At 73.6% G+C, this 24,849-nt stretch carries 22 protein-coding genes, 1 tRNA gene and 2 pseudogenes; 9 read left to right on the forward strand and 16 right to left on the reverse strand.

Annotated elements, in window-relative coordinates; all coding sequences use genetic code 11:
* Nucleotides 1–46: 46 nt before the first annotated feature.
* Nucleotides 47–346, reverse strand: coding sequence for a hypothetical protein (locus CIK06_RS21230; protein WP_095566289.1), 300 nt, complete (start codon nucleotides 344–346; stop codon nucleotides 47–49).
* 131 nt (nucleotides 347–477) lie between these two features.
* On the opposite strand from CIK06_RS21230, the gene CIK06_RS21235 reads away from it, so the two are divergent.
* Nucleotides 478–1,116 carry a TetR/AcrR family transcriptional regulator gene (locus CIK06_RS21235; RefSeq protein WP_095566290.1) on the forward strand — a complete coding sequence of 213 codons (639 nt, stop codon included), beginning with the start codon at nucleotides 478–480 and terminating at the stop codon, nucleotides 1,114–1,116.
* A 267-nt stretch (nucleotides 1,117–1,383) separates the two neighbouring features.
* On the opposite strand, the gene CIK06_RS21240 is transcribed toward CIK06_RS21235, so the two are convergent.
* Nucleotides 1,384–2,091, reverse strand: a complete 708-nt coding sequence (locus tag CIK06_RS21240; protein ID WP_198347955.1) for an excalibur calcium-binding domain-containing protein — start codon at nucleotides 2,089–2,091, stop codon at nucleotides 1,384–1,386.
* A 408-nt stretch (nucleotides 2,092–2,499) separates the two neighbouring features.
* Between CIK06_RS21240 and CIK06_RS21245 the strand changes: the two genes are divergently transcribed.
* On the forward strand, nucleotides 2,500–3,315 hold the full coding sequence (locus CIK06_RS21245) for an alpha/beta fold hydrolase (protein WP_095566291.1): 816 nt from the start codon (nucleotides 2,500–2,502) through the stop codon (nucleotides 3,313–3,315).
* 131 nt (nucleotides 3,316–3,446) lie between these two features.
* Here the strand turns inward: CIK06_RS21245 and CIK06_RS21250 are convergent.
* From CIK06_RS21250 to CIK06_RS21270, 5 genes are all read right to left on the reverse strand, one after another.
* Nucleotides 3,447–3,518: transfer RNA gene (locus tag CIK06_RS21250), tRNA-Val, on the reverse strand.
* A gap of 150 nt (nucleotides 3,519–3,668) precedes the next feature.
* Nucleotides 3,669–4,136, reverse strand: coding sequence for a peroxiredoxin (locus tag CIK06_RS21255; RefSeq protein ID WP_095566292.1), 468 nt, complete (start codon nucleotides 4,134–4,136; stop codon nucleotides 3,669–3,671).
* Nucleotides 4,137–4,215: 79 nt separating this feature from the next.
* Complete coding sequence (locus CIK06_RS21260; protein ID WP_095566293.1) at nucleotides 4,216–4,653, reverse strand: DUF3052 domain-containing protein; 438 nt, start codon at nucleotides 4,651–4,653, stop codon at nucleotides 4,216–4,218.
* A gap of 110 nt (nucleotides 4,654–4,763) precedes the next feature.
* A complete protein-coding gene (locus CIK06_RS21265; RefSeq protein WP_369916243.1) occupies nucleotides 4,764–7,217 on the reverse strand; it encodes a transketolase C-terminal domain-containing protein in 2,454 nt (817 codons plus the stop codon).
* Nucleotides 7,218–7,469: 252 nt separating this feature from the next.
* Nucleotides 7,470–8,057: a TetR/AcrR family transcriptional regulator gene (locus CIK06_RS21270; RefSeq protein WP_095566294.1), complete on the reverse strand. Its 588-nt coding sequence runs from the start codon at nucleotides 8,055–8,057 to the stop codon at nucleotides 7,470–7,472.
* Between the two features lie 220 nt (nucleotides 8,058–8,277).
* On the opposite strand from CIK06_RS21270, the gene CIK06_RS21275 reads away from it, so the two are divergent.
* The gene (locus CIK06_RS21275) at nucleotides 8,278–9,225 is read left to right on the forward strand and encodes an SDR family NAD(P)-dependent oxidoreductase (RefSeq protein WP_095566295.1); all 948 of its coding nucleotides are present in this window, start codon (nucleotides 8,278–8,280) and stop codon (nucleotides 9,223–9,225) included.
* Nucleotides 9,226–9,302: 77 nt separating this feature from the next.
* Here CIK06_RS21275 and CIK06_RS32020 read toward each other — a convergent pair whose 3' ends face one another.
* The 3 genes from CIK06_RS32020 to CIK06_RS21285 form a co-directional block, all read right to left on the reverse strand.
* Nucleotides 9,303–9,917: a DUF4139 domain-containing protein gene (locus CIK06_RS32020; RefSeq protein ID WP_255408523.1), complete on the reverse strand. Its 615-nt coding sequence runs from the start codon at nucleotides 9,915–9,917 to the stop codon at nucleotides 9,303–9,305.
* Nucleotides 9,809–10,873 carry a mucoidy inhibitor MuiA family protein gene (locus CIK06_RS32025; protein WP_255408524.1) on the reverse strand — a complete coding sequence of 355 codons (1,065 nt, stop codon included), beginning with the start codon at nucleotides 10,871–10,873 and terminating at the stop codon, nucleotides 9,809–9,811. The genes CIK06_RS32020 and CIK06_RS32025 overlap by 109 nt, the downstream gene beginning before the upstream one ends.
* A 64-nt stretch (nucleotides 10,874–10,937) precedes the next feature.
* Nucleotides 10,938–11,342 (reverse strand): YjbQ family protein, encoded by a 405-nt coding sequence (locus tag CIK06_RS21285; RefSeq protein ID WP_095566296.1) that lies wholly within the window; start codon nucleotides 11,340–11,342, stop codon nucleotides 10,938–10,940.
* A gap of 200 nt (nucleotides 11,343–11,542) precedes the next feature.
* Between CIK06_RS21285 and aceE the strand changes: the two genes are divergently transcribed.
* A complete protein-coding gene (gene aceE / locus CIK06_RS21290) occupies nucleotides 11,543–14,317 on the forward strand; it encodes a pyruvate dehydrogenase (acetyl-transferring), homodimeric type (protein WP_095566297.1) in 2,775 nt (924 codons plus the stop codon).
* Nucleotides 14,318–14,573: 256 nt separating this feature from the next.
* On the opposite strand, the pseudogene CIK06_RS21295 reads toward aceE, so the two are convergent.
* Nucleotides 14,574–15,014, reverse strand: a pseudogene (locus CIK06_RS21295) (SRPBCC family protein); the annotation flags it as partial.
* Between the two features lie 152 nt (nucleotides 15,015–15,166).
* On the opposite strand from CIK06_RS21295, the pseudogene CIK06_RS21300 reads away from it, so the two are divergent.
* Nucleotides 15,167–16,575: pseudogene (locus CIK06_RS21300) on the forward strand (glycoside hydrolase family 1 protein).
* On the forward strand, nucleotides 16,572–17,864 hold the full coding sequence (locus tag CIK06_RS21305) for an MFS transporter (protein ID WP_232533774.1): 1,293 nt from the start codon (nucleotides 16,572–16,574) through the stop codon (nucleotides 17,862–17,864). The pseudogene CIK06_RS21300 and the gene CIK06_RS21305 overlap by 4 nt, the downstream one beginning before the upstream one ends.
* Before the next feature lie 52 nt (nucleotides 17,865–17,916).
* Here the strand turns inward: CIK06_RS21305 and CIK06_RS32030 are convergent, their stop codons facing one another.
* Complete coding sequence (locus tag CIK06_RS32030) at nucleotides 17,917–18,423, reverse strand: ArsB/NhaD family transporter (RefSeq protein WP_198347956.1); 507 nt, start codon at nucleotides 18,421–18,423, stop codon at nucleotides 17,917–17,919.
* Nucleotides 18,306–19,097: an SLC13 family permease gene (locus CIK06_RS21310; RefSeq protein ID WP_198347957.1), complete on the reverse strand. Its 792-nt coding sequence runs from the start codon at nucleotides 19,095–19,097 to the stop codon at nucleotides 18,306–18,308. Before CIK06_RS21310 ends, CIK06_RS32030 begins: the two co-directional genes overlap by 118 nt.
* Nucleotides 19,098–19,246: 149 nt before the next feature.
* Here CIK06_RS21310 and gltX point away from each other — a divergent pair, with 149 nt between their 5' ends.
* Entirely contained in the window at nucleotides 19,247–20,617 is a 1,371-nt protein-coding gene (gene gltX, locus CIK06_RS21315; RefSeq protein WP_232534358.1) for a glutamate--tRNA ligase, read from the forward strand.
* A gap of 11 nt (nucleotides 20,618–20,628) precedes the next feature.
* On the opposite strand, the gene CIK06_RS21320 is transcribed toward gltX, so the two are convergent.
* Nucleotides 20,629–21,465, reverse strand: a complete 837-nt coding sequence (locus CIK06_RS21320) for an NAD-dependent epimerase (RefSeq protein WP_157756880.1) — start codon at nucleotides 21,463–21,465, stop codon at nucleotides 20,629–20,631.
* A gap of 186 nt (nucleotides 21,466–21,651) precedes the next feature.
* On the opposite strand from CIK06_RS21320, the gene CIK06_RS21325 reads away from it, so the two are divergent.
* Both CIK06_RS21325 and CIK06_RS21330 read left to right on the forward strand, forming a co-directional pair.
* Nucleotides 21,652–22,401: a TetR/AcrR family transcriptional regulator gene (locus tag CIK06_RS21325; protein ID WP_095566301.1), complete on the forward strand. Its 750-nt coding sequence runs from the start codon at nucleotides 21,652–21,654 to the stop codon at nucleotides 22,399–22,401.
* Nucleotides 22,402–22,608: 207 nt separating this feature from the next.
* Complete coding sequence (locus CIK06_RS21330) at nucleotides 22,609–23,262, forward strand: hypothetical protein (RefSeq protein WP_095566302.1); 654 nt, start codon at nucleotides 22,609–22,611, stop codon at nucleotides 23,260–23,262.
* Between the two features lie 20 nt (nucleotides 23,263–23,282).
* On the opposite strand, the gene CIK06_RS21335 is transcribed toward CIK06_RS21330, so the two are convergent.
* Entirely contained in the window at nucleotides 23,283–24,200 is a 918-nt protein-coding gene (locus CIK06_RS21335; RefSeq protein WP_232533775.1) for an NADP-dependent oxidoreductase, read from the reverse strand.
* Nucleotides 24,201–24,219: 19 nt separating this feature from the next.
* Nucleotides 24,220–24,402 (reverse strand): hypothetical protein, encoded by a 183-nt coding sequence (locus CIK06_RS21340; RefSeq protein ID WP_157756881.1) that lies wholly within the window; start codon nucleotides 24,400–24,402, stop codon nucleotides 24,220–24,222.
* Nucleotides 24,403–24,849: the final 447 nt, after the last annotated feature.

Raw genomic sequence — 24,849 nt, forward strand, 5'->3', positions numbered from 1 at the left:
GATGCGGGGCCATCGCGACATCCGGCGCACCGAGCGGTTATCCGGATCATTCGGGCGGCAGCAGCACCCGCGCGGTGCGGCGTTCGCCGTCGAGCACCCGCATGGCGCGGGCCAGCGTCTGCGGGAACACCTCGGTCTCGCCGCGTTCCCGCATCGTCTCGGCGGCCACCAGCAGCGCACGAGCCTCGGCCAGCAGCCCCTGGGCGGCCAGCACGCAGCGCATCACGTCGAAATGCCCGGTGTCCACGGCCGGATTGATCCGTCCCACGAAGTCGACCACCCGCAGGTAGTGCTCCACCAGATCCTGTTCGGCTCTGGTCAGGGCGGGCAACCGCGGATCGTTCATCGTCGAATTGTGCACCAGCCGGGCACGTTGCGTGCCTCCGCGCGCCGGACGATTTTGCCGCGGCGAGTCGAGTTGAAGTGCGTACTCAGAATAATTGCTGAGGCAGCAAAAATGTCGTTAGGCTGGCCCGCGTGAGCCAACCCGACCAGCCGGCACCTGGACTGCGGGAACGCAAGAAGCAGGCCACCCGTGCCGCGCTGAGCTGGGCCGCGGTCCAACTGGCGGTGGAGCGTGGGCTGGACAACGTGCGGGTGGAGGACATCGCCGAGGCGGCCGGGGTCTCACCCCGGACCTTCAACAACTACTTCGGCAGCAAGGCCGAGGCCATCGCCGCCCGGCACACCGAGCGGCTCCGGGAGATCGCCGCCGAGACCGCCGGCCGACCGGCTGGCGAGCCCATCTGGACCGCCGTCACCGCCGCCGTGGCCGCCCGGTTCGACAACGACCGCACCGATCCCGATCCACAGTGGCTGGCCGGCGTCCGGCTGATGACCAGCGAACCCTCCCTCCAGGGCGAGCTGGTCAAGGCCCACGTGGCCGCCGAGGCGGAGCTGGTCGCGGTGCTGGCCCGGCGTACCGGCACCGACCCGGTCCGCGACCTCTACCCCCGGCTGCTGGCCGGGGCCATCGGCGCCGCCATCCAGGCGGCGACCGCACAGTGGCTCAACGCCGACCCGCGGGTGCCGATCGGCCTGCTGGTCCGCGACGCGCTCACCCAACTGGCGGCCGGCCTGCCCGCGCCCCGCCTCGCACCCCGCCTCGAGCCCTGAACGGCGCCCTCACCCGTCAGCACGACGGACCATCGAGGTCCCGGTCGCGTGCTCAACCGGGCTGATCGACGGTCGGCCGCCGGGCTCCCCGCAGCGGCGACAATGCGGACCCCGAGCGCGGTCCAGATCGGGAACTGTGCGGCGCCCACGGTCAGCCACCCGCCGATCCCGGTGCCAGCCAGCGCGGCGAGCGCCCGGTCCGCCGGCTCGCGGGGCGGATCACGTCGGCCGGTGTCCGAATACGCCACGCCGACGTGATCGGCCGGCCTATTCGCAGGCCACCCCGTCCCCGTCGCGGTCGAGTCCGGCCCGGTAGCCGGGTTGACCGCGGTGCAGCGGTGCCTTGCCGGCCGCGCGGACCGCGGCGCAGTTCGCGTAGTACACGCTCGATCCGCTGCCAGTGCCGGTGCCGCTGCCGGTCGAACCGCCGCCCGTGCTCGTCGAACCGCTACTTCCCGACGACTCGCAGGCCACCCCGTCGCCGTCGCGGTCGAGTCCGGCCCGGTAGCCGGGTCGACCCCGCCGCAGCGGCGCCTTGCCCGCGGCTCGCACCGCGGCGCAGTTCGCGTAGTACACCGGGCGCACGCTCTTCTTGGCCGCCGGCGTGGGACTCACCGTTGCGCTCGGCGCGGGCTCGCTGCTCTCCGACGGGCTCGGCTCGGCGGACGCCGAGGTCGGCACGGCGCTGGGCGTTCCGGCCCCGAGCTGGTCGACACCGTCGCTGCGGCCGCTCAACACCGATCCGGGCGCCGGGGTGTCGTCGTCGTTGCTGACCGCCACGATGCCGCCGATGCAGCAGAGCCCGAGCGCCGCCGCGACGATCCCGAGGAGGATCCGCGAACTCGGCCGTCGCGGCGGTACGGCGCCGGGCGCCGGGCCGGGCGGCGTGGACCACATTGCCCGGGTCGGCTCGGCGGACGGGTACGACTGCTGCGGCTCGCTCTGCGGCCACGGGTCCTGCGGCTGGTCACTCATGCGGCGGAGTCTGTCCCGCGGCGGACGGCGGTGGCACCAACCAGCCGCCGCGATCGCGCCGCCCGAAAATGGCGGCCGGCTGTCGTGCCCGGCCCAATATGTCCACCACCCGGCTGAGTTATCCCAGGTCAGAGGCGGTATTACCGGTCGCCCGGGCCGGCTGTCGGGATCCCGACCCCCGCCGTGGCGGGGCGTCGCCGACACCGCCCCCGTCGCACCCGGCCACCGTCGCACCCGGACCCTGTCCTACCCGGCCCCTACCTCGCCCTCGGCGCCGGGTGGAGTGTGCAGACTTGTTGTCACTGGGGCGACAACAAGTCTGCACACTCCACCCGGCAGGTCTCGTGCGACCGAAGCGGGGGAGATCCGGGCAGCGGCGGCCGTCGACGCGGTGAAAGACTGGCGGGCGTGACCCGGCTCCCGCAGACGTCGGAACTGGCCTGCCCCGACGGAAGGATCCTGCGCTACTGCCGCTACGGGCCGGAGAACGGATTCCCCGTCATCTGGCACAGCGGTTCACCCAGCACCCGCTGGAAACGAGCCGACCAGGTCACGGCGATGCAGCGCAGCGGACTCCGCCTGCTGGCGTACGACCGCCCCGGGTACGGCGGCTCCACCCGCCGCCCCGGACGCACCGTCGCCGACGCAGCCGATGACGCGCGGGCCCTCGCCGACGCCCAAGGCTGGGAACGGTTCGCCGTCATCGGCGCCTCCGGCGGCGGCCCACACGCCCTGGCCTGTGCCGCGCTGCTGCACGAGCGGGTCACCCGGTGCGCCGTGGTGTCCGGCATCAAACCCGCCGACCCCGACCATCCGGTACGCGACGAGCCGACCGTCCGAGGCCGGCTCGCCGAGGTCGCGGCGGAGACCATGGCCCGGATCGACGACGGCGGCCCCGAACTGCCCTGGGAGCCCGGCCCGCCGGCACGCGACGACCCCGACGCGATGGCGCGGCTGCGGGCGACCTTCGTGGAAGGTACCGACGGCTGGGTCGACGACACGCTGGCCTTCGAACGGCCATGGGGCTTCGAACCCGCCGAAATCACCGTGCCGGTCGGGATCTGGCGGGGAGACAACGACGCCAACGTTCCCGCCGAGCACGGCGACTGGCTGCTCGCGCAGATGGCCACGGCGAAGGGTCACACCTTCGCCGGTGGCCATCTGCCCAACGCCGACGTGTACGGCGAAATCTACGACTGGGCCCGCTGCACCGACACCTGTTGATCGCGGCCAGGAACCCACCGCGCGGGACACCGCAAGGCCACCGGCGGGCGCACAACCGAGTGCTGCGTCAGCGACCAGGCGGCGTCACGTGGCACCCACGGATCACGTTTTCCCAGGTCGACGATGGTTTGTGGGCGCGGCAGGTTTCGAACCTGCGACCCCTCGCTTGTAAGGCGAGTGCTCTCCCACTGAGCTACGCGCCCGGGATGCCCGTACGGGCGGAACCGGCGCCGGCAAGCTTACCGTGCCGACGCCACCGGCCGCCGTACGGCCCGATCGTGCCGATCTTGGGGTTGTGGCGGGAACCGCGCCCCGGCGGACCCGCCACAACCCCAGGAACGGGAAGATGTCGGTCAGCCCGCGACGGCCTCGGCCAGGGCCTTGCGCCAGCCCTGCTGGTCGCGCGGTTCGCCGGGCATGTTCATCTCGGCGAACCGGACCACGCCGGCGCGGTCGATGACGAAGGTGCCACGGTTCGCGATGCCGGCCACGTCGTTGAAGACCCCGTACGCGGTGGCGATCGCGCCGTGCGGCCAGAAGTCGGCGAGCATGGGGAACTCGTAGCCCTCCCGGTCGGCCCAGATCTTGTGACTGTAGACCGAGTCGACGCTCACGGTCAGGACCTGCACGTCGTCGTTGACGTACTCGTTGAGGTTGTCCCGGACCTCGCACAGTTCGCCCTGGCAGATGCCGGTGAAGGCGAGCGGGTAGAAGACCAGCAGCACCGCGCGCCGTCCCCGGAAGTCCGACAGCCGGACCTCCTGGTTGTTCTGGTCCTTCAGGACGAAGTCCGGCGCCTCGGCGCCAACCTCAATGGGCATGCGTACTCCTCGCAACGTCGGGGTTCGGGCCCAGGCTGCCACGGACGTCGGTCGGTTGCTCCGGCGCCCGGCTCGGGTTCTATTTCTTGGCCTTGCTGCCCCTCCGGAGCACCAGACGGGCCCCACTCCAGTCCCGTCCGGCGTTGACCGTGGAGGTCTGCTGGAGGCCGGCGGTGGGCGCCGATTCGCTGATCTCACTCGGCTCGACGTGGCCGATCCGCCCCGCCTTGGGGGTCAGCAGCCACACCACACCGTTGTCGGCCAGCGGGCCGAGGGCGTCGACAAGCAGTTCGAAGAGATCACCGTCGCCGTCTCGGTACCAGACCAGCACCGCGTCCACGACCTCGTCGGTGTCCTCGTCGACCAACTCACCGCAACGATCGGTCAGGGCGTCCCGGAGATCCTGGTCGACATCGTCGTCATAGCCCATCTCCATGACGACCATCCCCGGTTCGATGCCGAACCGGTCCGCCAGGCTCCGCACCCCGTCGGCGGCCTGACCCGCGGTCGCGCTCACTGTCGAATGCCTCCTCATCTTCACTGCCCCGGCGTCCGGACGACACCGACACGGCAGAGTTCACACACTTGTCCGCCGGCGCGCAAGTGGCGCACCGGGTGCAACGGAATTTACCCTGCCAGCAGCATCTGGGCACCCTCGGTAATGGCGTCTTCGGTGACCAGAACCTGACGGGCCGCCGGCCCGAGCGGGATGAACGAGTCCACGGAGGCCACTCTACGAACCGATCCGACATATCCGGCGTCGACCAGGGCGGCGATCACACCCTCGGCGACCCCGCCGGAGCGTCGGGTCTCGTCCACCACCAGCACCCGACCGGTGGCCGTGGCCTCCCGGACCAGGTCGGCCACGGGCAGCGGCGCCAGCCAGCGCAGGTCCACCACCCGGCTGCCGACCCCCTCGGCGGCCAGCCGGGCCGCCACCCGCAGGGACATCCGGACCCCGTTCCCGAAGGTGATGATGGTCAGGTCGGCCGCCGTCCCCACCCCGTACACCCGGGCGCGGCCGATCGGCGCGTGCCGGTCCGGCCACTGCTGCGGCGGCGGGTAGTCGGCCAGCCAGCCACCGTCGCCGTCGGCGTACAGGTCCCGGGTGTGGTAGAGCGCGATCGGTTCCACGAACACGCACACGCTGCCGTCGACCTGCGCGCTGGCCAGGCAGGTCCGCAGCATGGCCGCGGCGTCGTCCGGCCGGGCCGGCACCGCCACCACCAGACCGGGTACGTCGCGCAGCACCGCGACCGAGTTGTCGTTGTGGAAGTGCCCGCCGAAGCCCTCCTGGTAGGCCAGGCCGGCGATCCGGACCACCATCGGATTCCGGTACGCGTCGCGGGAGAAGAACCGCATGGTGGCCGCCTCGCCGCGCAGTTGGTCCTCGGCGTTGTGCAGGTACGCGAGGTACTGGATCTCGGGCACCGGCAGCAGCCCGGTCAGTCCCGCCCCCAGGGCCAGCCCCAGCACCGAGGTCTCGTCGAGCAGCGTGTCGAACACCCGGGGCGCCCCGAACCGTCCGCGCAGTCCCTTGGTCACCCCGTACACGCCACCCTTGATGGCGACGTCCTGGCCGAACAGCGCGATGGCGGGGTTGTCGAGCATCGCATCGGTGAGCGTGGCGTTGATGGCGCGGGCCAGCGTCAGCGGACCCTCCCGCTCGGGCAGCCGGTCGCCGAACGCCGCGGCCCGGGCGTCCGCGCCGGAGCCGGCCGCCCGCTCGGCGGTTTCCGCGACGGCCCGCACGGTGTGCGCCGGCCGGCGCGGCGCCAGCGGCGCGACGATCTCGGCGGCGCCGGTCAGCTTCTCCTCCCCCAGCACCTCCTCGGCGACCCGACGGACCTGCCAGCCGATCTCGTCGTACCGGGCCAGCAGGTCGTCCGGGCTGGCCAGGCCGGCGTCCACCAGCAGCGCGGCGGTCGCCAGCAGCGGATCCCGGTCCAGGTCGCGGGCCAGTTCGGCGGCCCGCCCGTACGCCTGCTCGGCGTCCGCGCCGGCGTGCCCGAGCAGTCGTACGGTGGTCAGGTGCAGCACCGCGGGCCGCCGGTGCCGCCGGACCCAGGCCACGGCGTCGGCCGCCACGTCGTACGCCTGACCGAGGTCCCCGCCGTCGGCGGCGAAGTACCGCAGCCCGGGACGTGCCCGCAGGGTCGCCTCGACCCAGCCGCGCGGGGATCGGACGCTGATGCCCAGGCCGTTGTCCTCGCAGACGAACAGCACCGGCACCCGCAGTCCGGTGTGGTCGCACCAGCCGGCGGTGTTCAGCGCCGCGGTGGCGCTGGCGTGGTTGACCGACGCGTCGCCGAACGAGCAGACCACCACGGCGTCGGCGGGCCATGGCGAGCCGCTGGCCAGCCGGCGCTGCCGTTCGATGGCCAGCCCGATGCCGACCGCCCGGGGCAGGTGCGAGGCGATGGTCGAGGTGGTGGGCACGACCGCCAGTTCGGCGTTGCCGAACACCTTGTGCCGGCCGCCGGCGATGGGTTCCCGGGCCGAGGCCACCACGCCGCGCAGGACGTCCCGGGCGGCGTTGCCGATCCAGCCGGGCAGTTGCACGGGATCCGGCGCCGGAGCCCGGGGCGGGGCCGCGGCCGGGTGCCCACCGGCCGGGTCCGTGCCGGCCGGGTGCGTGCCGGCCGGGTCCGTGCCGGCCGGGTCCGTGCCGGCCGGATCCGCACGGACCGGGTCCCACGGTGCGTCGACTGTGTCCGGCGGGACGTCCGCCGCCTCGGCATCATCGGTACGGGTCCCGTCCGGCTCGTCCGCGCCGGCGCGTCCGAACTCGATGACCAACTCCGGGGTCTGCGGGGTCTGCGGGGTGCGCCCGCCCGGCTCGGCGGGTTCCGCCGGGTCGGCCTGGCCGACGCGTACGCAGTAGAAGGCGCCGGACCGGTAGTGCAGCAGCGCCGGGTCGGTGGGCCGCAGCGCCGCGGCGACGGCCGCGTTGCCCTCGTGGCCGGCCGAGGAGATCGTGTAGAAGCCCTCGCCGAAGCTGCGCAGCCAGCGGGCCGCGAGGTCGAGATGGCGGCTGGTGACCTGGGCGTCGAACAGTTCCAGCGCCCGTGCACCGGTCAGCGCGGCGTCCGGGCGTACCGGCTCCGCGGGCGACCGTTCCCGGGTCGGACCCGGCAGCGCTGCGACCGCCTCGCGGAACCGCTCGTCGAGATCTTGGGGGTGGTCACGCGGGACAGCATTACCGATCAGCGCCACCGGCGACCACTTTCCGGCGCCCTACCGGCCAGCGTGTCGTCCCGACCCGGGTCGCTCGTGCGGCTCAGAATCGACGCATCTTCGGCGGAGTCGGGGGTGGACGGCGCCCGGAGACCCCTACTTCGCCGAAGTCCCGGCCGGGTGCGGGCGGGGGCGCAGGCCGTCCATCAACAGGTCCAGTAGTCGACCGGCCTGGCCGCGCTGACCCGGCTCGCCGGCCACCAGGCAGACCCCGCTCAGCCCGGCCAGGACGTCCGCCGGGGCGACGTCCGAGCGTACGGTGCCGGCCGCGACCCCGGCGGCCAGCAGCTCACCCAGCGCGGCGTGCAGCAGGTCCCGGCTGCGCGCGAACGGGTTGGCGCCGGAGGCGATGGCCAGCCGCAGCGCGTCGGCCATGCCCTGCTTGGCGGCGAGGTAGTCCACGAACCGGTCCATCCAGGCACGTACCGCCGCCTGCGCCGGCAGGGTGGCGAGCAGTTCCGGTACGGCGTCGCAGAGCTTGGCCAGTTCGTTGCGGTACGCCGCCTCGATCAGCGCCTCGCGGCTGGGAAAGTGCCGGTACAGGGTGCCGATGCCGACCCCGGCGTCCCTGGCGATGCTTTCCAGGGTTACCTCGGCGCCGTCCCGGGAAAACGCCCGGACCGCCGTGTCCAGCAGGCGCCGCCGGTTGCGGAGCGCATCGGCACGCAGGGGTCGATCCGGCACGGCTTCCTCCTCGACTCGCCCGGGGCTGGGACCGGGCCGGTACCCGGGCTCGGACCCCGGGCTCGCGCCCGGGACACCGATCCGGTGGCTCGGACCCGGCGACTGGCAACCGGAGGGCCCTCCGGATAGGGTGGGAGGCGGTTAAACGGAGGATCCTCCGCTTCTTATCGTACCGGCCGGGCCACCCCGCGGCCGCCCGCCAACCCGGACTGGAGGAACCATGACCACCAGCACGCCCGTGAGCACCCCGTTCTCCCGCGAGACGACCGCCATGGACGTTGTCCGGGGCCTCGACCTGACCAACCGGCGGGCCGTCGTCACCGGCGGGTCCTCGGGGATCGGCGTCGAGACCGCCCGCGCGCTCGCCGCCGCCGGGGCCGACGTCACCCTCGCCGTCCGCAACATCGACGCCGGCCTGCGGGCCGCCGCGGACATCACCGGCAGCACCGGCAACGACCGGATCCTGGTCACCCCGCTCGACCTCACCGACCTGGGCTCGGTGACCCGGTTCGTGCGCGCCTGGGACGGTCCCCTGCACATGCTTGTCAACAACGCCGGCATCATGGCCGCGCCGGAGCTGCGCACCGAGCAGGGCTGGGAGATGCAGTTCGCCACCAACCACCTCGGCCACTTCGCCCTGGCCACCGGGTTGCACCGGGCGCTGGCCGTCGCCGAGGGCGGGCGGATCGTGTCGGTGAGTTCCGCCGCCCACCTCCGCTCGCCCGTGGTGTTCGAGGACATCCACTTCCGGCAGCGGCCGTACGAGCCGTGGTTGGCCTACGGCCAGTCCAAGACGGCGAACGTGCTCTTCGCCGTGGCGGCCACCCGGCGGTGGGCGCAGGACGGCGTGCTGACCAACGCCCTCATGCCGGGGGCGATCCAGACGAACCTCCAGCGCTACGTCACCGAGGAGGAACTCGCCCAGCTCCGCTCCGGCAGCGGCGGTGCCGCCGCGCCGAGCTGGAAGACCGTCGAGCAGGGCGCGGCAACCTCGGTGCTGGTCGCCGCCTCGCCGCTGCTGGACGGGGTCGGCGGGCGGTACTTCGAGGACTGCCAGGAGGCCGGCCCCAACCAGCCGGGCAGCCGCACCGGCTACGCCCCGTACGCGCGGGACCCGGAGGCCGCCGAGCGGCTCTGGGAGGTCTCCGAGGCGTACCTGCGCGGCTGACGGCACCGGCACCGGCACCGGCACCGGGGGAGCCGACGCCCCGGGAAGCCGGGGCGCGGGGATCCGGGGCTCGGGCCCTACTCCCGCCAGCCGACCAGCTCGACCCCCTTGGCCTGCTCGACCCGGAACGCCACGGCCAGCCGCGCCGAGCCGCCGGGCTCCAGCCGCAGCCGCCAGGTCAGCTCGCCCAGCTCGGTGCGCTGTGCGGGCTGCGGATCCAGCCGCGTCTCCCGCACCACGATGCCCTCGTCGCGGGAGACCGGCAGTTGGTCCAGCACGGTGACGTCCACCGGCCGGGGGGTGTGGTTGGTGACGGTGATGCCGTACTCGACCTCCCGGCGCCGGGTCGAGCCGAGGGTGGCCTTGCTGGCACCGCGGCGGACCAGCTCGCGCTCCACCCGGACCCGGTCGTCCAGGCCGAGGGCCAGCTCCAGCTCCTCGCCCGGCGCCCAGGTCCGCAGCGGGGTGTTGGTGACGAAGTCCGGACCGTGGAAGACCGCCGCCCGGCCCGGCAGCAGGGTGTGCGGGGAGGTGTTGGTCACGGTGGCCCGCAGGTACGCCTCGGGCGCCCGTACCGGTGCCGTCACGTGGTCCAGCCGGGCCGGCAGGTCGAAGGCCGCCACGACCGCGCGGTGGCTGCTGCCGTCGGCCGGTACCGCGACCGCCCGCGCCGGCCGGTAGGTGGCCGACACGGCCCCTGCTCCATCGTGGCGACGCCCTGCTTGAGCCGCGGCGCGGCCTCGGCCGCCGATCCGCCCGCGCCGCGGGCGGCGGCCATCGGCATCATCGGGGCGGCATGCCCGGGCGAACGGGGCGGCGGGGGCACCGGCCGCACGCGGTCCAGGTACCAGGGCGTCAGCTCGGGTACGGCCGCCGAGGCCGCCGGCCGGGCGGTGGACAGCCGCAGGTCGCACTCCGGCCAGTCCTCGCCGGTGTGCTGGCTGATCAGCCCGAACCAGGTCACCCCGACCGTCTCGTCGACCAGCCGCAGGTCGTACGCGGGTCGCCAGCCGGCGTCGCCGACCAGGTAGGTCAGCTCGATCTCCACCTCGCCGCCGGCCTCGTCGACAAGCACCGTGACGTCCGCCGCGAGCTGGTCCGGGCCGCGCTTGCCGGCCAGCGCCTGCAGCGCCCGGTCCACCGCGGCGATCTCCTCGTCCAGCTCGACCCGGCGCCGGGCGAGCTGCCGCATCCGCTCGCGGGCGCCGGTGCTCTGCTCGGCGATCGCGTCCGAGAAGGCCGCCAGGTCCGCGGCGGCGGCGTCGCCCGCGGCCAGTGCCCGGGCGTACGTGCCGGCGGCCCGCTCGGCCACCCCGGCCAGGAAGGTGTCCCGGCGCTGCTGCACCTCGTCGGCGTCGATCAGCCCGGCCTGCTCCTCGGCCAGGTCGCTCCGGCGGCGGGTCAGCTCGACGACCTCCTCGTCGGTGCTGCGCGGCGCCCGCAGGGCGCTCGTGTCGACACCGAGCACGGTGGCCGGACCGCGCCCGCTGACCCGCAGCGAGTCCGGGTTCGCCCCGGCCGGCAGCGGAGCGACCCGGATCCGGTGCTCGCCGGCCGGCAGCGTGGCCCGGCCGCGCCGGGTCACCCGGGCCTGGTCCGGGAAGACGGTGACGGCGACAACGGACGCGTCGATCGGTTCGGGCTCCACCGCCGGAAGCCTAGCCGGGGCGGACCAGCCGCACCGGCCCGCACGGTTCGGTGCGGGGACGCGCTCAGCCGGCCAGGAACGAGAACCGGACCTGCCGGCTCGGGTTGTCGCCGTTGGGGTCGACCAGGCAGATCGACTGCCAGGTGCCCAGCGCCAGCTCACCGTCGAGCACCGGCACCGAGGCGTACGGCGGGATGAAGGCCGGCAGGACGTGGTCCCGGCCGTGTCCGGGCGACCCGTGCCGGTGCCGCCAGCGCTGGTCGGTCGGCAGCAGGTCGTTCAGGGCGGTGATCAGGTCCTCGTCCGAGCCGGCGCCGGTCTCGATCAGCGCCACGCCGGCGGTGGCGTGCGGGACGAAGACGTGCAGCAGCCCGTCGCCCTGGCCGGCGACGAACCGCCGCGCCTCGCCGGTGATGTCCCGCACGGTCGGCCGGGAACCCGTCTTGATCGTGATCACGTCGGTCCGCATGGCTGACAGTGTCACCCGCCGGAGGCCCGTCGGCGGCCCGGGTGCCGCCGGAAGCGCCGACAATGGGTCCCTTCCTCCGGTTACCGACGAGTACGTGTGTCGCGCGTCGCGTCAAGGGCCGCTGGACGTGACGCGCCCGGGTGATCCGGGGCAGTATTGGCGGTAGAGACCTATCCCACACACCAACCGAGGGAACGCCTGTGGCAACGGAGCGCAAGCGCCCGGTGATCAGCGACGGCCTGCCGAGCCAGCTGCCGGACATCGACCCCGAAGAGACTTCGGAGTGGGTCGAGTCGCTGGACGGCGTCATCGACGAGCGGGGAGCCAAGCGCGCCCGCTACGTGATGCTGCGCCTGCTGGAGCGGGCCCGGGAGCGCCAGGTCGGCGTCCCACCCCTGACCACCACGGACTACATCAACACGATTCCGCCCGAGCGGGAGCCCTGGTTCCCCGGTGACGAACACGTCGAGCGGCGGATCCGGGCCTACATCCGGTGGAACGCCGCGATCATGGTGCACCGGGCCCAGCGGCCCGAGATCGGCGCGGGTGGTCACATCTCGACCTACGCCAGCTCGGCATCGCTCTACGAGGTGGGCTTCAACCACTTCTTCCGGGGCAAGAACCACCCCGGCGGCGGCGACCAGATCTTCTACCAGGGGCACGGGTCGCCCGGCATGTACGCGCGGGCGTACGTGGAGGGTCGGCTCAGCGAGGACCAGCTCGACGGGTTCCGCCAGGAGCTGTCCCACCCGGGCGGCGGGCTGCCGTCCTACCCCCACCCGCGGCTGATGCCGGACTTCTGGGAGTTCCCCACCGTCTCGATGGGGCTCGGCGGGATCAACGCCATCTACCAGGCCCGGTTCAACCGCTACCTGCAGCACCGGGGCATCAAGGACACCTCCGACCAGCACGTCTGGGCGTTCCTCGGCGACGGTGAGCTGGACGAACCGGAGACGCTGGGTGCGATCGGGGTGGCCGCCCGCGAGGAGCTGGACAACCTCACCTTCGTGGTCAACTGCAACCTTCAGCGCCTGGACGGCCCGGTACGGGGCAACGGCAAGGTGATCCAGGAGCTGGAGGCGTTCTTCCGGGGCGCCGGCTGGAACGTGATCAAGGTGATCTGGGGCCGGGAGTGGGACCCGCTGCTGGCCGCGGACACCGACGGCGCGCTGGTCAACCTCATGAACGTGACCCCGGACGGCGACTACCAGACCTACAAGGCGGAGTCCGGGGCGTACGTGCGGGAGCACTTCTTCGGCCGCGACCCGCGGACCCGCAAGATGGTCGACCAGCTCTCCGACGAGGAGATCTGGAACCTCAAGCGCGGCGGGCACGACTACCGCAAGCTGTACGCGGCGTACAAGGCGGCGGTGGAGCACACCGGGCAGCCGACGGTGATCCTGGCCAAGACGATCAAGGGCTGGACGCTCGGCTCGCACTTCGAGGGCCGCAACGCCACGCACCAGATGAAGAAGCTGACGCTGGACGATCTGAAGACCTTCCGCGACCGGCTCTATCTGGACATCCCGGATTCGGCCCTGGAGGCCAACCCGTACCTGCCGCCGTACCACCGCCCGGGGAAGGACTCGGAGGAGTCCGCCTACCTCCAGGACCGGCGCTCCGCGCTCGGCGGCTACCTGCCCACCCGCGAGATCGCGCACCGGCCGCTGCCGATTCCCGAGTCGAAGCAGTTCGGGGACGTCAAGAAGGGCTCCGGCAAGCAGAAGATCGCCACCACGATGGCCTTCGTCCGGCTGCTCAAGGACCTGATGAAGGACAAGGAGTTCGGCCGGCGCTGGGTGCCGATCATCCCGGACGAGGCGCGCACCTTCGGGATGGACTCGCTGTTCCCGACGAAGAAGATCTATTCGCCGCACGGGCAGAACTACACGGCGGTCGACCGCGAGCTGTTCCTGTCGTACAAGGAGGACACCGCGGGCCAGATCCTGCACGAGGGGATCAACGAGGCCGGCTCGGTGGCCTCGTTCACCGCGGCCGGATCCTCGTACGCCACGCACGGCGAGCCGATGATCCCGATCTACATCTTCTACTCGATGTTCGGGTTCCAGCGCACCGCCGACGGGCTGTGGGCCGCGGCCGACCAGATGACCCGCGGGTTCCTGCTGGGCGCCACCGCGGGCCGCACCACGCTCAACGGTGAGGGTCTGCAACACGAGGACGGCCACTCGCAGCTCATCGCCGCGACGAACCCCGCGGTGGTGGCCTACGACCCGGCGTTCGCGTTCGAGATCGCGCACATCGTCGAGGACGGCCTGCACCGGATGTACGGCGAGCAGCAGGAGAACGTCTTCTACTACCTCACCCTGTACAACGAGCCGATCCTGCAGCCGGCGGAGCCGGCGGACGTGGACGCGGAGGGCATCAAGCGGGGCATCCACCGGTACGCCCCGGCGCCCTCGGTCTCCGCGCCGGACGGGTCGGCCGGCGGCGAGGGTGGCACCCCGCCGCGGGCCAACATCCTGGCCAGCGGTACGGGCATGCAGTGGGCGCTGCGCGCCCAGGAGCTGCTGGCACAGGACTGGGGGGTGGCCGCCGACGTGTGGTCGGTGACCTCCTGGACCGAGCTGCGCCGGGACGCGGTGGAGTGCGAGGAGCAGAGCCTGCTCGAACCGGGCACCGAGCCGCGGGTGCCGTACGTGACGGCCAAGCTGGCCGACGCGCAGGGCCCGAAGATCGCGGTCAGCGACTGGATGCGGGCCGTACCGGACCTGATCGCGCGCTGGGTACCGGGCCGCTACACCTCGCTCGGTACGGACGGGTTCGGCCTGTCGGACACCCGGCACGCGCTGCGCCGGCACTTCCACGTGGACGCCGAGTCGATCGCCGTGGCGACGCTGCGGCAGCTCGCGCTCGACGGCGCGGTGCCGGCCGCGGTGGCGGCCGAGGCCGCCAAGAAGTACGCGATCGAGGACGTCACGGCGGCTCCCGTCGGGGAGACCGGCGGCGACTCCTGATTCCGCCCGGCCGGCCCGCGTTCTGCACGAACCGGGCCGGCCGGAGCACCGCCGGCCGGAGCACCAGCCGTCGGAGCACCGCCGGCCGGAGCACCGCCGGTCGGACGCCGGCGGTCAGGGCACCGTTCGTTCAGCGGGCGAGCAGGCCCAGGCCGGCGTCGCCGTGCTCCTGCGCTCCGGCGCCCAGACCGGCCATCGCGTCGGCGGTGGAGCCCGCACCGACCCCGGCACCGACCCCGACTCCGACCGGGGCCAGCTCGGTGCCGGCCAGGCTGGTCAAGCGGGCGAGTGAACCCTCCAGGTCGGCGCCCACCTTGCGCATTCCCAGCCGCAGCAGCGCGCCACTGACCTTGCCGGCCGGCCAGCGGACCACGATGAGCCGGGCGGACGTACCCTCGGGTTCCTCGCTGAGCTGCACGTAGACCTCGGTCCGGGCCTCCGCGCGGGCGCCCGCCCCCTTGGCCCGCTCGCGCCAGCCGATCAGCGTCGGCGGCTGGTAGACGATGACCTCGGCCTCGTGGCTGGCCCCCCGACCCGACGCGTACACCCGTTGCCGGCGGCCGTAGCCCTCGCCCGAGAGCACCTCGGCCTGCCGCACTCCGGCCAGCCACGAGGGCAGTTGCTCGGCCCGTTGGACCACGTCCCACACCGCCTCGATCGACGCCCGAACGTACGCGCTGCGCTCAACCAGGATCATTGTTCGTTCCGCCTCCACTGAGGACTCCGTGATTAAGCGATTTTATGCTCATTTAGGGTGCGAATCGGACAGCTTCCATCCGACACGCCGAGAAGATTAAAGTCCGAGCGACACTCACGTTTCTCGGAGGCCCGATGATCGTCCCGGCACCCATGCCGCCGTTCCCGCCCGGCTTCACCTGGGGGTCGCCACCGCCGCGTACCAGATCGAGGGCGCGACCTCCGCCGGCGGCCGTGGCCGCTCGATCTGGGACACCTTCACGGCACAGCCGGGCCGGATCGCCGACGGCAGCACCGGCGAGGTCGCCTGCGACCACTATCACCGGTACCCGCAGGACGTGGCGCTGATGGCCGGGCTCGGCATCGGCGCGTACCGGTTCTCCATCGCCTGGCCGCGGATCCAGCCGGACGGCACCGGCCCGGCCCACCCGGACGGCCTGGGGTTCTACGACCGGCTGGTGGACGCGCTGCTGGAACACGGCATCGACCCGGTGGCCACGCTGTTCCACTGGGACCTGCCGCAGGCGCTGGAGGACCGGGGCGGCTGGCTGAACCGGGACACGGCGTACCGGTTCGCCGCTTACGCCGATCTGGTCGCGGCCCGGCTGGGCGACCGGATGAAGATGTGGATCACGCTCAACGAGCCGTTCGTGCACATGACCTTCGGGTACGGGCTGGGCGTGCACGCGCCCGGCCGGGCCGAACTGTTCGGCGCCTTCCCGGCGGCGCACCACCAGCTTCTCGGGCACGGCCTGGCCACCGCCGCGCTGCGGGCCCACGGCGACGTCCCGGTCGCGATCACCAACAACTACTCCCCGGTACGCCTGATCGGCCCGGAAGCCGGCGCCGGACCGGGTGACGCCGGACCGGGTGACGCCGGACCGGGTGACGCCGGACCGGGTGACGCCGAGCCGGGTGACGCCGAGCCGGGTGACGCCGACCGGGCCGCCGGCGAGGCGTACGACGCGCTGCACAACCGGCTGTTCACCGACCCGCTGTTCGGCCGCGGCTACCCCGACGCCCCCGGCGTCGACCCCGCGGTCGTGCACGACGGCGACCTGGCCGCCATCGCCGCACCGCTGTCCGCGCTCGGCGTCAACTACTACAACCCGACCGGGGTGCGGGCGCCCGGGGAGGGCTCGCCGCTGCCGTTCGAGCTGGTGCCGCTGGAGAGCTACCCGACCACCAGCTTCGGCTGGCCGGTCGTGCCGGACGGGCTGTACGACCTGCTCACCGGGTTACGCGACCGGTACGGCGCCGACCTGCCACCCGTGCTGGTCACCGAGAACGGCTGCGCGTACGACGACGAGGTGGATCCGGCCGGCCGGTGCGAGGACCCGGACCGGATCGCGTACCTCGACGGCCACCTGCGCGCGGTGGCCCGAGCGGTCGCCGACGGTGTGGACGTGCGCGGCTACTTCGTCTGGTCGCTGCTGGACAACTTCGAGTGGGCCGAGGGCTACACGAAGCGGTTCGGCCTGGTGCACGTGGACTACGCCACCCAGGCCCGGACCCCGAAGTCGTCGTACGCCTGGTACCGCGACCTGGTCGGGCGGTCGTGACCGCCACCCGTCCGGACCTGCCGGCGCCGGCGGCCGGTCCCCTGCCTGCGGCGCTCGCCGAACCCGTCGCCCGGGTCCGCCGGCGCTGGATCGCCGGCATCTTCGCCGCGAACCTGGGCGTCTGGATGGCGTTCTTCACCCCCATCCAGATCCTGCTGCCGCAGCAGATCGAACGCATCGACCCGACCCGCAAGGAGACCATGTTCGGGCTGGTCACCGGGCTGGGTGCGCTGGCCGCCGTGATCGCCAACCCGCTGGCCGGGGCGCTGTCGGACCGTACCTGCGTGCGGCTGTTCGGCCGGGAGCTGGGCCGCCGGCACGTCTGGACCGCCGGCGGCGCCCTGCTCGGCGCGACGGCGCTGGTGCTGCTGGCCGGCCAGCGCACGGTGCTGGGCGTGGCCCTCGGCTGGATCGCCGCGCAGATCTGCTTCAACGCGATGCTCGCCACGCTCACCGCCGCGATCCCCGACCGGGTGCCGATCACCCAGCGCGGCCGGGTCTCCGGCTGGATCGGCATCCCGCAGGCGCTCGGCCTGGTGGTCGGGGCGGTGCTGGTGACGGCGCTGGTGCACGGCACCGGCGCCGGCTACCTGGTGATCGCCGCCGGCGTCCTGGTGCTGGCGTTGCCGTTCGCGCTGTTCACCGCGGACGACCCGCTGCCCCGGGCGCACCGGGCGGCGCTGCGCTGGCGGAGCCTGCTGCGCGAGATGTGGATCAGCCCGCGCCGGTACCCGGACTTCGCCTGGGCCTGGGGCACCCGGTTCCTGGTGCAGATGGGCAACGCGCTGGGCACGCTCTACCTGCTGTACTTCCTCACCGACGGGGTCGGGGTGGACGACCCGCAGGGCAAGCTGCTGCTGCTGATCCTGCTCTACACCGCCGGCATGATGGCCACGGCCGTGGTGTCCGGCCGGCTCTCCGACGCCTCCGGCCGGCGCAAGGTGTACGTGATCGTCTCCGGCCTGGTGATGGCGGTGGCGGCGCTGCTGCTGGCCATCTGGCCGGTGTGGTCGGTCGCGGTGGTCGCGGCGCTGCTGCTCGGCGCCGGGTACGGGGTCTACCTCGCGGTCGACGCCGCGCTGATCACCCAGGTGCTGCCGCAGGCCACGGACCGGGCCAAGGACCTCGGTGTGATCAACATCGCGAACTCGGCGCCGCAGGTGCTCGGCCCGGCGATGTCCGCGCCGATCGTGGTGTACCTGGGCGGCTACCCCACCCTGTACGTGGCCACCGCGGCGGTCACCGTGCTGGGCAGCGTGCTGGTGGTGCGGATCCGCTCGGTGCGGTGACGCTCGGTGCGGTGACGCGCGGTGCGGTGACGGGCGGTGCGGTGCCGCGCGCTCAGCCCCAGGCGAGCGCGGCGGTGGCGGCGCCGAGTGCCAGCGCGGCGGTGACCGCCCCGGTGAGCACGAAGCGGGACCACCGGACGGACACCCCGGCGGCGCGGCAGCGCTCCACCCAGAGCAGCGTGGCCAGCGACGCCCAGGGCAGCACCAGCGGCCCGACGTTGGTGCCGACGAGCAGGCCGAGCAGCTGGCCGGTGTGCCCGGCCGGGATCACCGCCTCGCCGGACAGGTAGGCCGGCAGGTTGTTGATCAGGTTGGCCAGCACGGCGCCGGTGCCGGCCGCCCGCCACACGCCGGCCGCGCCGGAGTCGGTGCCGACGGCCGCGTGCAGCAGGTCCGACAGGCCGTACCGGACCACCGTGTCGACGATCAGGAACAGACCGGTCACCGAGGCCAGCAGGGGCCACGGGACCAGACTCCAGCGCAGCGCGGCGCGGTCCCGCAGCGCGTACGCGGCGACCAGCACGGCCGCGCCCGCCGCGGCGACCACCTCGATCGGCACCCCGGCCAGGATGCCCCGACGAACGCCACGCAGGTCGCGGCCGCGATCCGGAACAGCACCGGGTCGGCCGCCCGGTGCGGGCCGGGCGGGACGTACCGGCCCCGGCCGCGGACCGCGGGCCGCCAGTAGAAGATCCACAGGCAGGCGGCGGTGGCCAGCACCGCGGCGAGCTGCGGCAGCGCCAGCCGGCCGGCGAACCGGAGGACCCCGAGGTCCAGCCGGTCGGCGGCCAGCAGGTTGGTCAGGTTGGCCACCGGCAGGCTGAGGCTTGCGGTGTTGGCCAGCCAGACGCTCGTCATGGCCAGCGGCAGCGGCGGGGCGTCGATCCGGGTCGCGGTGGCGATCATCACGGGGGTGAGCAGCACCGCCGTGGTGTCCAGGTTGAGGATGCCGGTGGTGACCGTGGCCAGGCAGACGGTCAGCGCGAACAGCGCGCCGTGGCTGCCGCCGGCCAGCCGGGCCAGCCGGGTGGCCAGCACGTCGAACAGCTCCGCCCGGGCGGCCAGTTCGGCCAGGATCAGCACGGCGAACAGGAACGCCAGCAGCGGCGCGATCCGGTGCAGCGTGGTGCTCGCGTCGTGGCTCGGCACCAGCCCGGTGGCCAGGCAGAGCAGGCCGGCCGCGAGCAGCACGAGGGCCAGCGCTTCCGGACCGCCGCGCCGACGTACGCCCATCGCTCACCCTCCCCCGAGCCCCTGCGGCGCCCGCAGGTTACCCAGCGCGGGGCCGCGGCATTCGAAACCTGCTGGCGTCCGCCCCGGAGCACGGCCGTACGCTGGACCCCGTGACGGTACGCGTGCGCTTCGCCCCATCCCCGACCGGAATGTTCCACGTCGGCGGCGCCCGGTCGGCGCTGCAGAACTGGATCTTCGCCAGGCAGCAGGGCGGGGTGATGGTGCTGCGCATCGAGGACACCGACGCCGCGCGCAACCGGCCCGAATGGACCGAGGGCATCCTGTCGGCGCTGGAGTGGATCGGCATCGGCCGGGACACCTACGAGGGGCCGTACTTCCAGTCGTCGTACGCGGCGCAGCAGCGGGCCGCGGCCGTCCGGCTGTACGAGGCGGGCCGCGCCTACTACTGCGACTGCACCCGGGAGGACGTGCAACTGCGCGGCGGGTCGCAGTACTCCGGCTACGACGGGTTCTGCCGGGACCGTGACCTGGGTCCCGGGGAGAAGCGGGCGCTGCGGTTCCGCACTCCGGACGAGGGCGCCACCGTGGTGGTGGACCTGATCCGCGGCGAGCCGACCTTCGAGAACCGGCTGATCGAGGACTTCGTGATCGCCCGCGGCGACGGCTCGCCGGTGTTCCTGCTGGCCAACGTGGTGGACGACATCACCATGGAGATCACCCACGTGATCCGGGCCGAGGAGCACCTGCCGAACACGCCCAAGCAGCAACTGCTCTGGGACGCGCTGGGGGTCAAGCCGCCGGTCTGGGCGCACGTGCCGGTGGTGGTCAACGAGAAGCGGCAGAAGCTGTCGAAGCGGCGGGACAAGGTCGCGCTGGAGGCGTACCGGGACGAGGGTTACCTGGCCGACGCCATGCGCAACTACCTGATGCTGCTCGGCTGGGCTCCCTCGGGCGACCGGGAGATCGTGCCGTGGTCGGTGATCGAGTCGGAGTTCCGGCTGGAGGATGTGAACCCCTCCCCCGCGTTCTTCGACGAGAAGAAGCTGCGGGCGTTCAACGGCGAGTACATCCGGGCGCTGCCGGTGCAGGACTTCGTGGCGGCGTGCCGGCCGTGGCTGACCGGGACGGAGACGATCGCCCCGCCGCCGTGGCGGCCCGAGGAGTTCGACGCGACGACGTTCGCCGCGGTGGCGCCGCTGGCGCAGACGCGGATCGCGCTGCTCAGCGAGATCGTGCCGAATGTCGACTTCCTGTTCCTGGAGTCGCCGCTGATGGACGAGGCGTCCTGGGCCAAGGCCATGAAGGAGGGCTCGGCCGAGTTGCTGGACGCCGCGATCGAGGCGTTCGCGGCGCTGCCGGAGTGGACGGCCGAGGTGCTCAAGGCGACGCTGGAGCGGGTGGGCGCCGACCGGGGGCTCAAGCTGGGCAAGGCGCAGGCGCCGGTCCGGGTGGCGGTGACCGGCCGGACCGTCGGGCTGCCGCTGTTCGAGTCGCTGGAGGTGCTGGGCCGGGAGCGCACCCTGACCCGGCTGCGCGCCGCCCGCCTGCGCCTGCCCTGAGCCCGGGCGCGTCACGCGCGCAGCAGCCGGGCCGCCTCGCGCAGGGCGTCGTCGAGGGGTTCGGGCTTGAGCCCGAAGGTCTCGGTCGCCGCGGTCGAGTCCATGACGAACGGCCGGGTGAACTGGTAGCGGGTGGTGCGCAGTTCGCGGACCATCGTTGAGAAGAGGCCCACGCCCCACATCAGCGGGTACGGGATGGTGGCCAGCTTCGGCGCGGGCGCCCCGGTCACGGCGGCGAACCGGGTGGCCAGTTGCCGGATGGTCAGCGGCGCGGCGCTGGGCACGTGCCAGGCCCGGCCCCAGGCCCGTTCGTCGGTCGCGGCGGTGACCAGCATCCGGGCCACGTCGCTTGTCGAGGTCCAGGTGTGCGGCACGTCCAGCGGTGCGGGCAGGTACGCCCGGCGGCCGGCCAGCACCGGCCCGCCGAGGGCGAAGCTGAGGATGCCCTGCGCCTGGAGGTAGTCGCTGCCGCGTACCTCGGTGGCCCGGATCCGGCCGGCCTCGTGCGCGGCCAGCGCGGCCCGCCACATCTCGCCGCGGATCCGCAGCTTCGGGTGGGTCGCGGCGAGCGGCGTCCGCTCGGTCATCGGCCCGTCGACCGGTCCGTACGGGTAGAGCGTGCTCGTGGTGACCAGGGTGGCCCCGGTGCGCTCGGCGGCGGCCAGCAGCGCGGCCGACAGCGGCGGCCAGTCGGTGAGCCAGGTGTGGTACTGCGGGTTGGCGCAGTTGTAGAGCGCCGCCGCGTCCCGGGTGAGCGCGCTGAGCCGGTCGGCGTCGGTGGCGTCGGCGGCGATCCGCTCGACGAGCGGGTGCTCGGGTCCGCCGCCCCGGCGGCTGAGCAGCCGCACCCGGTCCCCCGCCGGGCCAGTTGCAGTGCGGTGGTGGAACCGATCTGGCCGGCCCCCACGATGACATGCGTCGACATGATGTACCTCCACTCAACGAGAGCACCGCTCTCTGTTGAGTACAACAATCACTCCCGGCGGCCCGACTGTCAAGAGCAGTGCTCTCGGATGTGTGCAAGAATCGCCGTCATGCCTGCTGGATCGATCCGCGCCCGGGTCCGCGCCGAGATGATCGAGGAGATCAAGGCGACCGCCCGGCGACACCTGGCCGCCGAGGGTGCCAACCTGTCGCTGCGGGCGGTGGCCCGGGACATGGGCATGGTCTCCTCGGCGCTGTACCGCTACTTCGCCAGCCGGGACGACCTGCTCACCGCCCTGATCATGGACGCGTACGACGCGCTCGGCGACGCCGTCGAGACCGCCGACGCGCGGGTGGCCGACCGGGACGACCTGCTCGGCCGCTGGCTGGCGGCCGGGCACGCGATCCGGGACTGGGCGCTGGCCAACCCCGCCGAGTACGCCCTGCTGTTCGGCAGCCCGGTGCCCGGTTACGCCGCGCCGACGGACACCGTCCGGGCGGCCGCCCGCACCCCGGCCGTGCTCGTCGGCATCGCCGCCGACGGCGTACGCGCCGGAACGCTTGCCGAACACGACCCGGACGACCTTCCGGAGCAGGTCCGCGCCGACGCCACCGCGATCGCCGCCTCCTTCTCCCCGGACGTCCCGCCGGCCGCGCTGACCGCCGCCATGCTCGCCTGGATGAGCCTCTTCGGCGCGGTCAGCTTCGAGCTGTTCGGCCAGCTCAACAACACCGTGTACGCCCGCCGCGAACTCTTCGGCCACCACCTGCGCCGGCTCGCCGGCCACCTCGGGCTGCCCGCCGGCGACCACCCGAAGGGCCGGACACCCGACTCCCCCAAAACGCGCAATCGGCGCTAGGATTCGTTCCACGATCATCGGGGTACGGATCGCAAATGGCTCCAATCACCCGGCTGCTTCGCCCACCCCAGTGGCCTGCCGCGCAATCTCCTGCAGCTCAGGCTCCGCCACCGGCGCGCGATGGCCGGGTCGCGGGGCGTGGCCGCGTGCCGCGCCACAGGAGCATGCTGCGCCGGAGCCACGTCGGACGGGGCGAGGAGGTCGGCCATGGTCGGTAGGGTGCGCGGGCCGGTGATCCTCACCGCGCTGGTGGTCGCGGCCCTCGGCGCCGTTCTCGGCGGCGCCCGACCGGCGCAGGCCGCGCCGAAACCCACGCCGACCACGCTCACCGTCACCCCGGAGGGTGACGGTGACCCGGTGAGCGTGCGGTCCGATCAGGACAGCGCGCTGTTCGCGACGCTGCTGGACCAGGTGAGCTGGTTGCGCGCCGCGAGCGGCCAGGGCGAGCCGTCCTCGGATACCGACCTCGGTCGCAAGTACACGGTCCTGGTCACCGTGGGTGACGAGGCGCGCCAGACCTACGACCTGTATCCGCTGGCCAAGGGCGGACCGCGGGCCTACCGGCCGAGCAAGCAACCGGACCGCCGGGCGACGTCGGCCGCCTGGTTCTACGGGCGGCTGAACATGGACGAGGCGCTGCGCGCGGTGGGTGTGCCGCTGCCCGGGTCGCCGGCCACCGTCACGGGCGGGATCGGCGGCGGCGCGGCGGTCGACGAGGAGGACCCGCTGGACCCGGCGGAGGGGATCAACGAGGCCGTCGGCGACCTGCGCCGGGTGCTGATGCTGAACACCGCCGTGCTCATCGCGATCACGCTGGGTCTGGCCGGCATCGCGTACCTGATCCGGCGCCGCACGAGCTGACCCCGGCGCCGGGCGCCGGCTCAGACCTCCAGCACGAGCTTGCCGCGCACGTGCCCACCCTCGACCACCCGCTGCGCCTCGGCCGCCGCGGCGAGCGGGTACGTCCGTTCCACGTGGACCGTCAACCGGCCGGCGTCCACCAGGCCGGCGAGCACGCTCAGGTCCGCGGTGGACGGCTTCACGAAGACGTACACGCCGCCGAGTTCGGCGGCACCGACCGGGTCCGCGATCGAGGCCAGCCGCCCGGCGTCGGTCAGCAGCTCGGCCGAGGCCGCCAGGCCGGCACCGCCGAACACGTCGAGCACCACGTCGACCCCCTCCGGCGCCAGCTCGCGGACCCGGTCGGCCAGGCCCGTCCCGTGCGGCACCGGTTCGGCGCCCAGCGCCCGGACGAAGTCGTGGTTGCGTTCGCTCGCCGTGCCGATCACCCGGGCCGCGCCGAACGTGCGGGCCAACTGGACCGCGAGGTGCCCCACGCCGCCGGAGGCCGCGTGCACCAGCACGGTGTCGCCCTCGTCCACGCCGGCGGCCCGCAGGGCCTGGTACGCGGTCAGCCCGGCCAGCGGCAGGCCGGCTGCCTCGGCCCAGGAGACCTGCTCGGGCCGGCTGGCCAGGGTGCGCTCCGGCGCGGGCACGAGTTCCGCGTACGTGCCGTGCTGGATCTCGTCCCGCCGGACGTACCCGATGACCTCGTCGCCGGCGGCCAGGCCGGACACCGCCGGACCGACCGCCACGACGACGCCGGCCAGGTCCCAGCCGGGGACCAGCGGGAAGTGCGTGGGGAAGGCGGCGGCCAGGTGCCCGGCGCGGATCTTGCAGTCCACGGGATTCACCCCGACGGCCCGGGTCCGGACCAGGACCGTGTCCGGCCCCACCGGCGGATCCGGCAGCTCCTGCTCGACCAGCAGCTCGGCGCCGCCGTACCGGGAGATCGCCATCGCCCTCACGCCAGCAACACTAGGGCCGGGGCAGCGCCGCCGCTGGCGGAACGGCCCAGGCGGCGACCCTGGCGGCGTCCCCGGCGGTCTCCCTGGCTGCGACCCCGGCCGTCTCCCCGGCGGTCTCCCCGGCGGCGACCCCGGCCGTCTCCCCGGCTGCGTCCCCGGCGCCGGCCCGGCACAGGTCGGGCGTCAGCACCACCGGCGCGGCGGACGCTCCCGGCGGGCCACCCGGGTGCGGGGGCGGACCCCCAGATGTCGGTGCGCCCCGGCCCACCCGGGCCGGGAACTCTGACAGTCGGGGCGGCGCGGCGGCTGGTCCTGCGGGCCGCCCGGTTCCGGGCCGCAGGGCCCGTTCCGCCCGGCCCCCTGCCGCGGGCACTGGCCCGGGATGCAGGACGCCTGCTCGTCGCCGCCGCGCTCGGCCTCCCCGTGCACGTTTCGGCCTCCTCCCCCGGTGCCGCCTTCCGGACGCGGACATGCCGGGGCGCGAGTCGGCGTGCAGCCGACCGCTGGCCCCGTGTCCAGCCCCGCTACCGTACTGACCCCGACCGACGATCCTGACGGCGGCCACACCCGGAACGCGGCGGCCGTACCGCGGCCGTATCGCGGCCCTCGGAGTTGCCCCGACGGCGACGCGTGACAGGCT

Origin of the sequence: Plantactinospora sp. KBS50 (assembly GCF_002285795.1) — a bacterium.
GTDB lineage: Bacteria > Actinomycetota > Actinomycetes > Mycobacteriales > Micromonosporaceae > KBS50.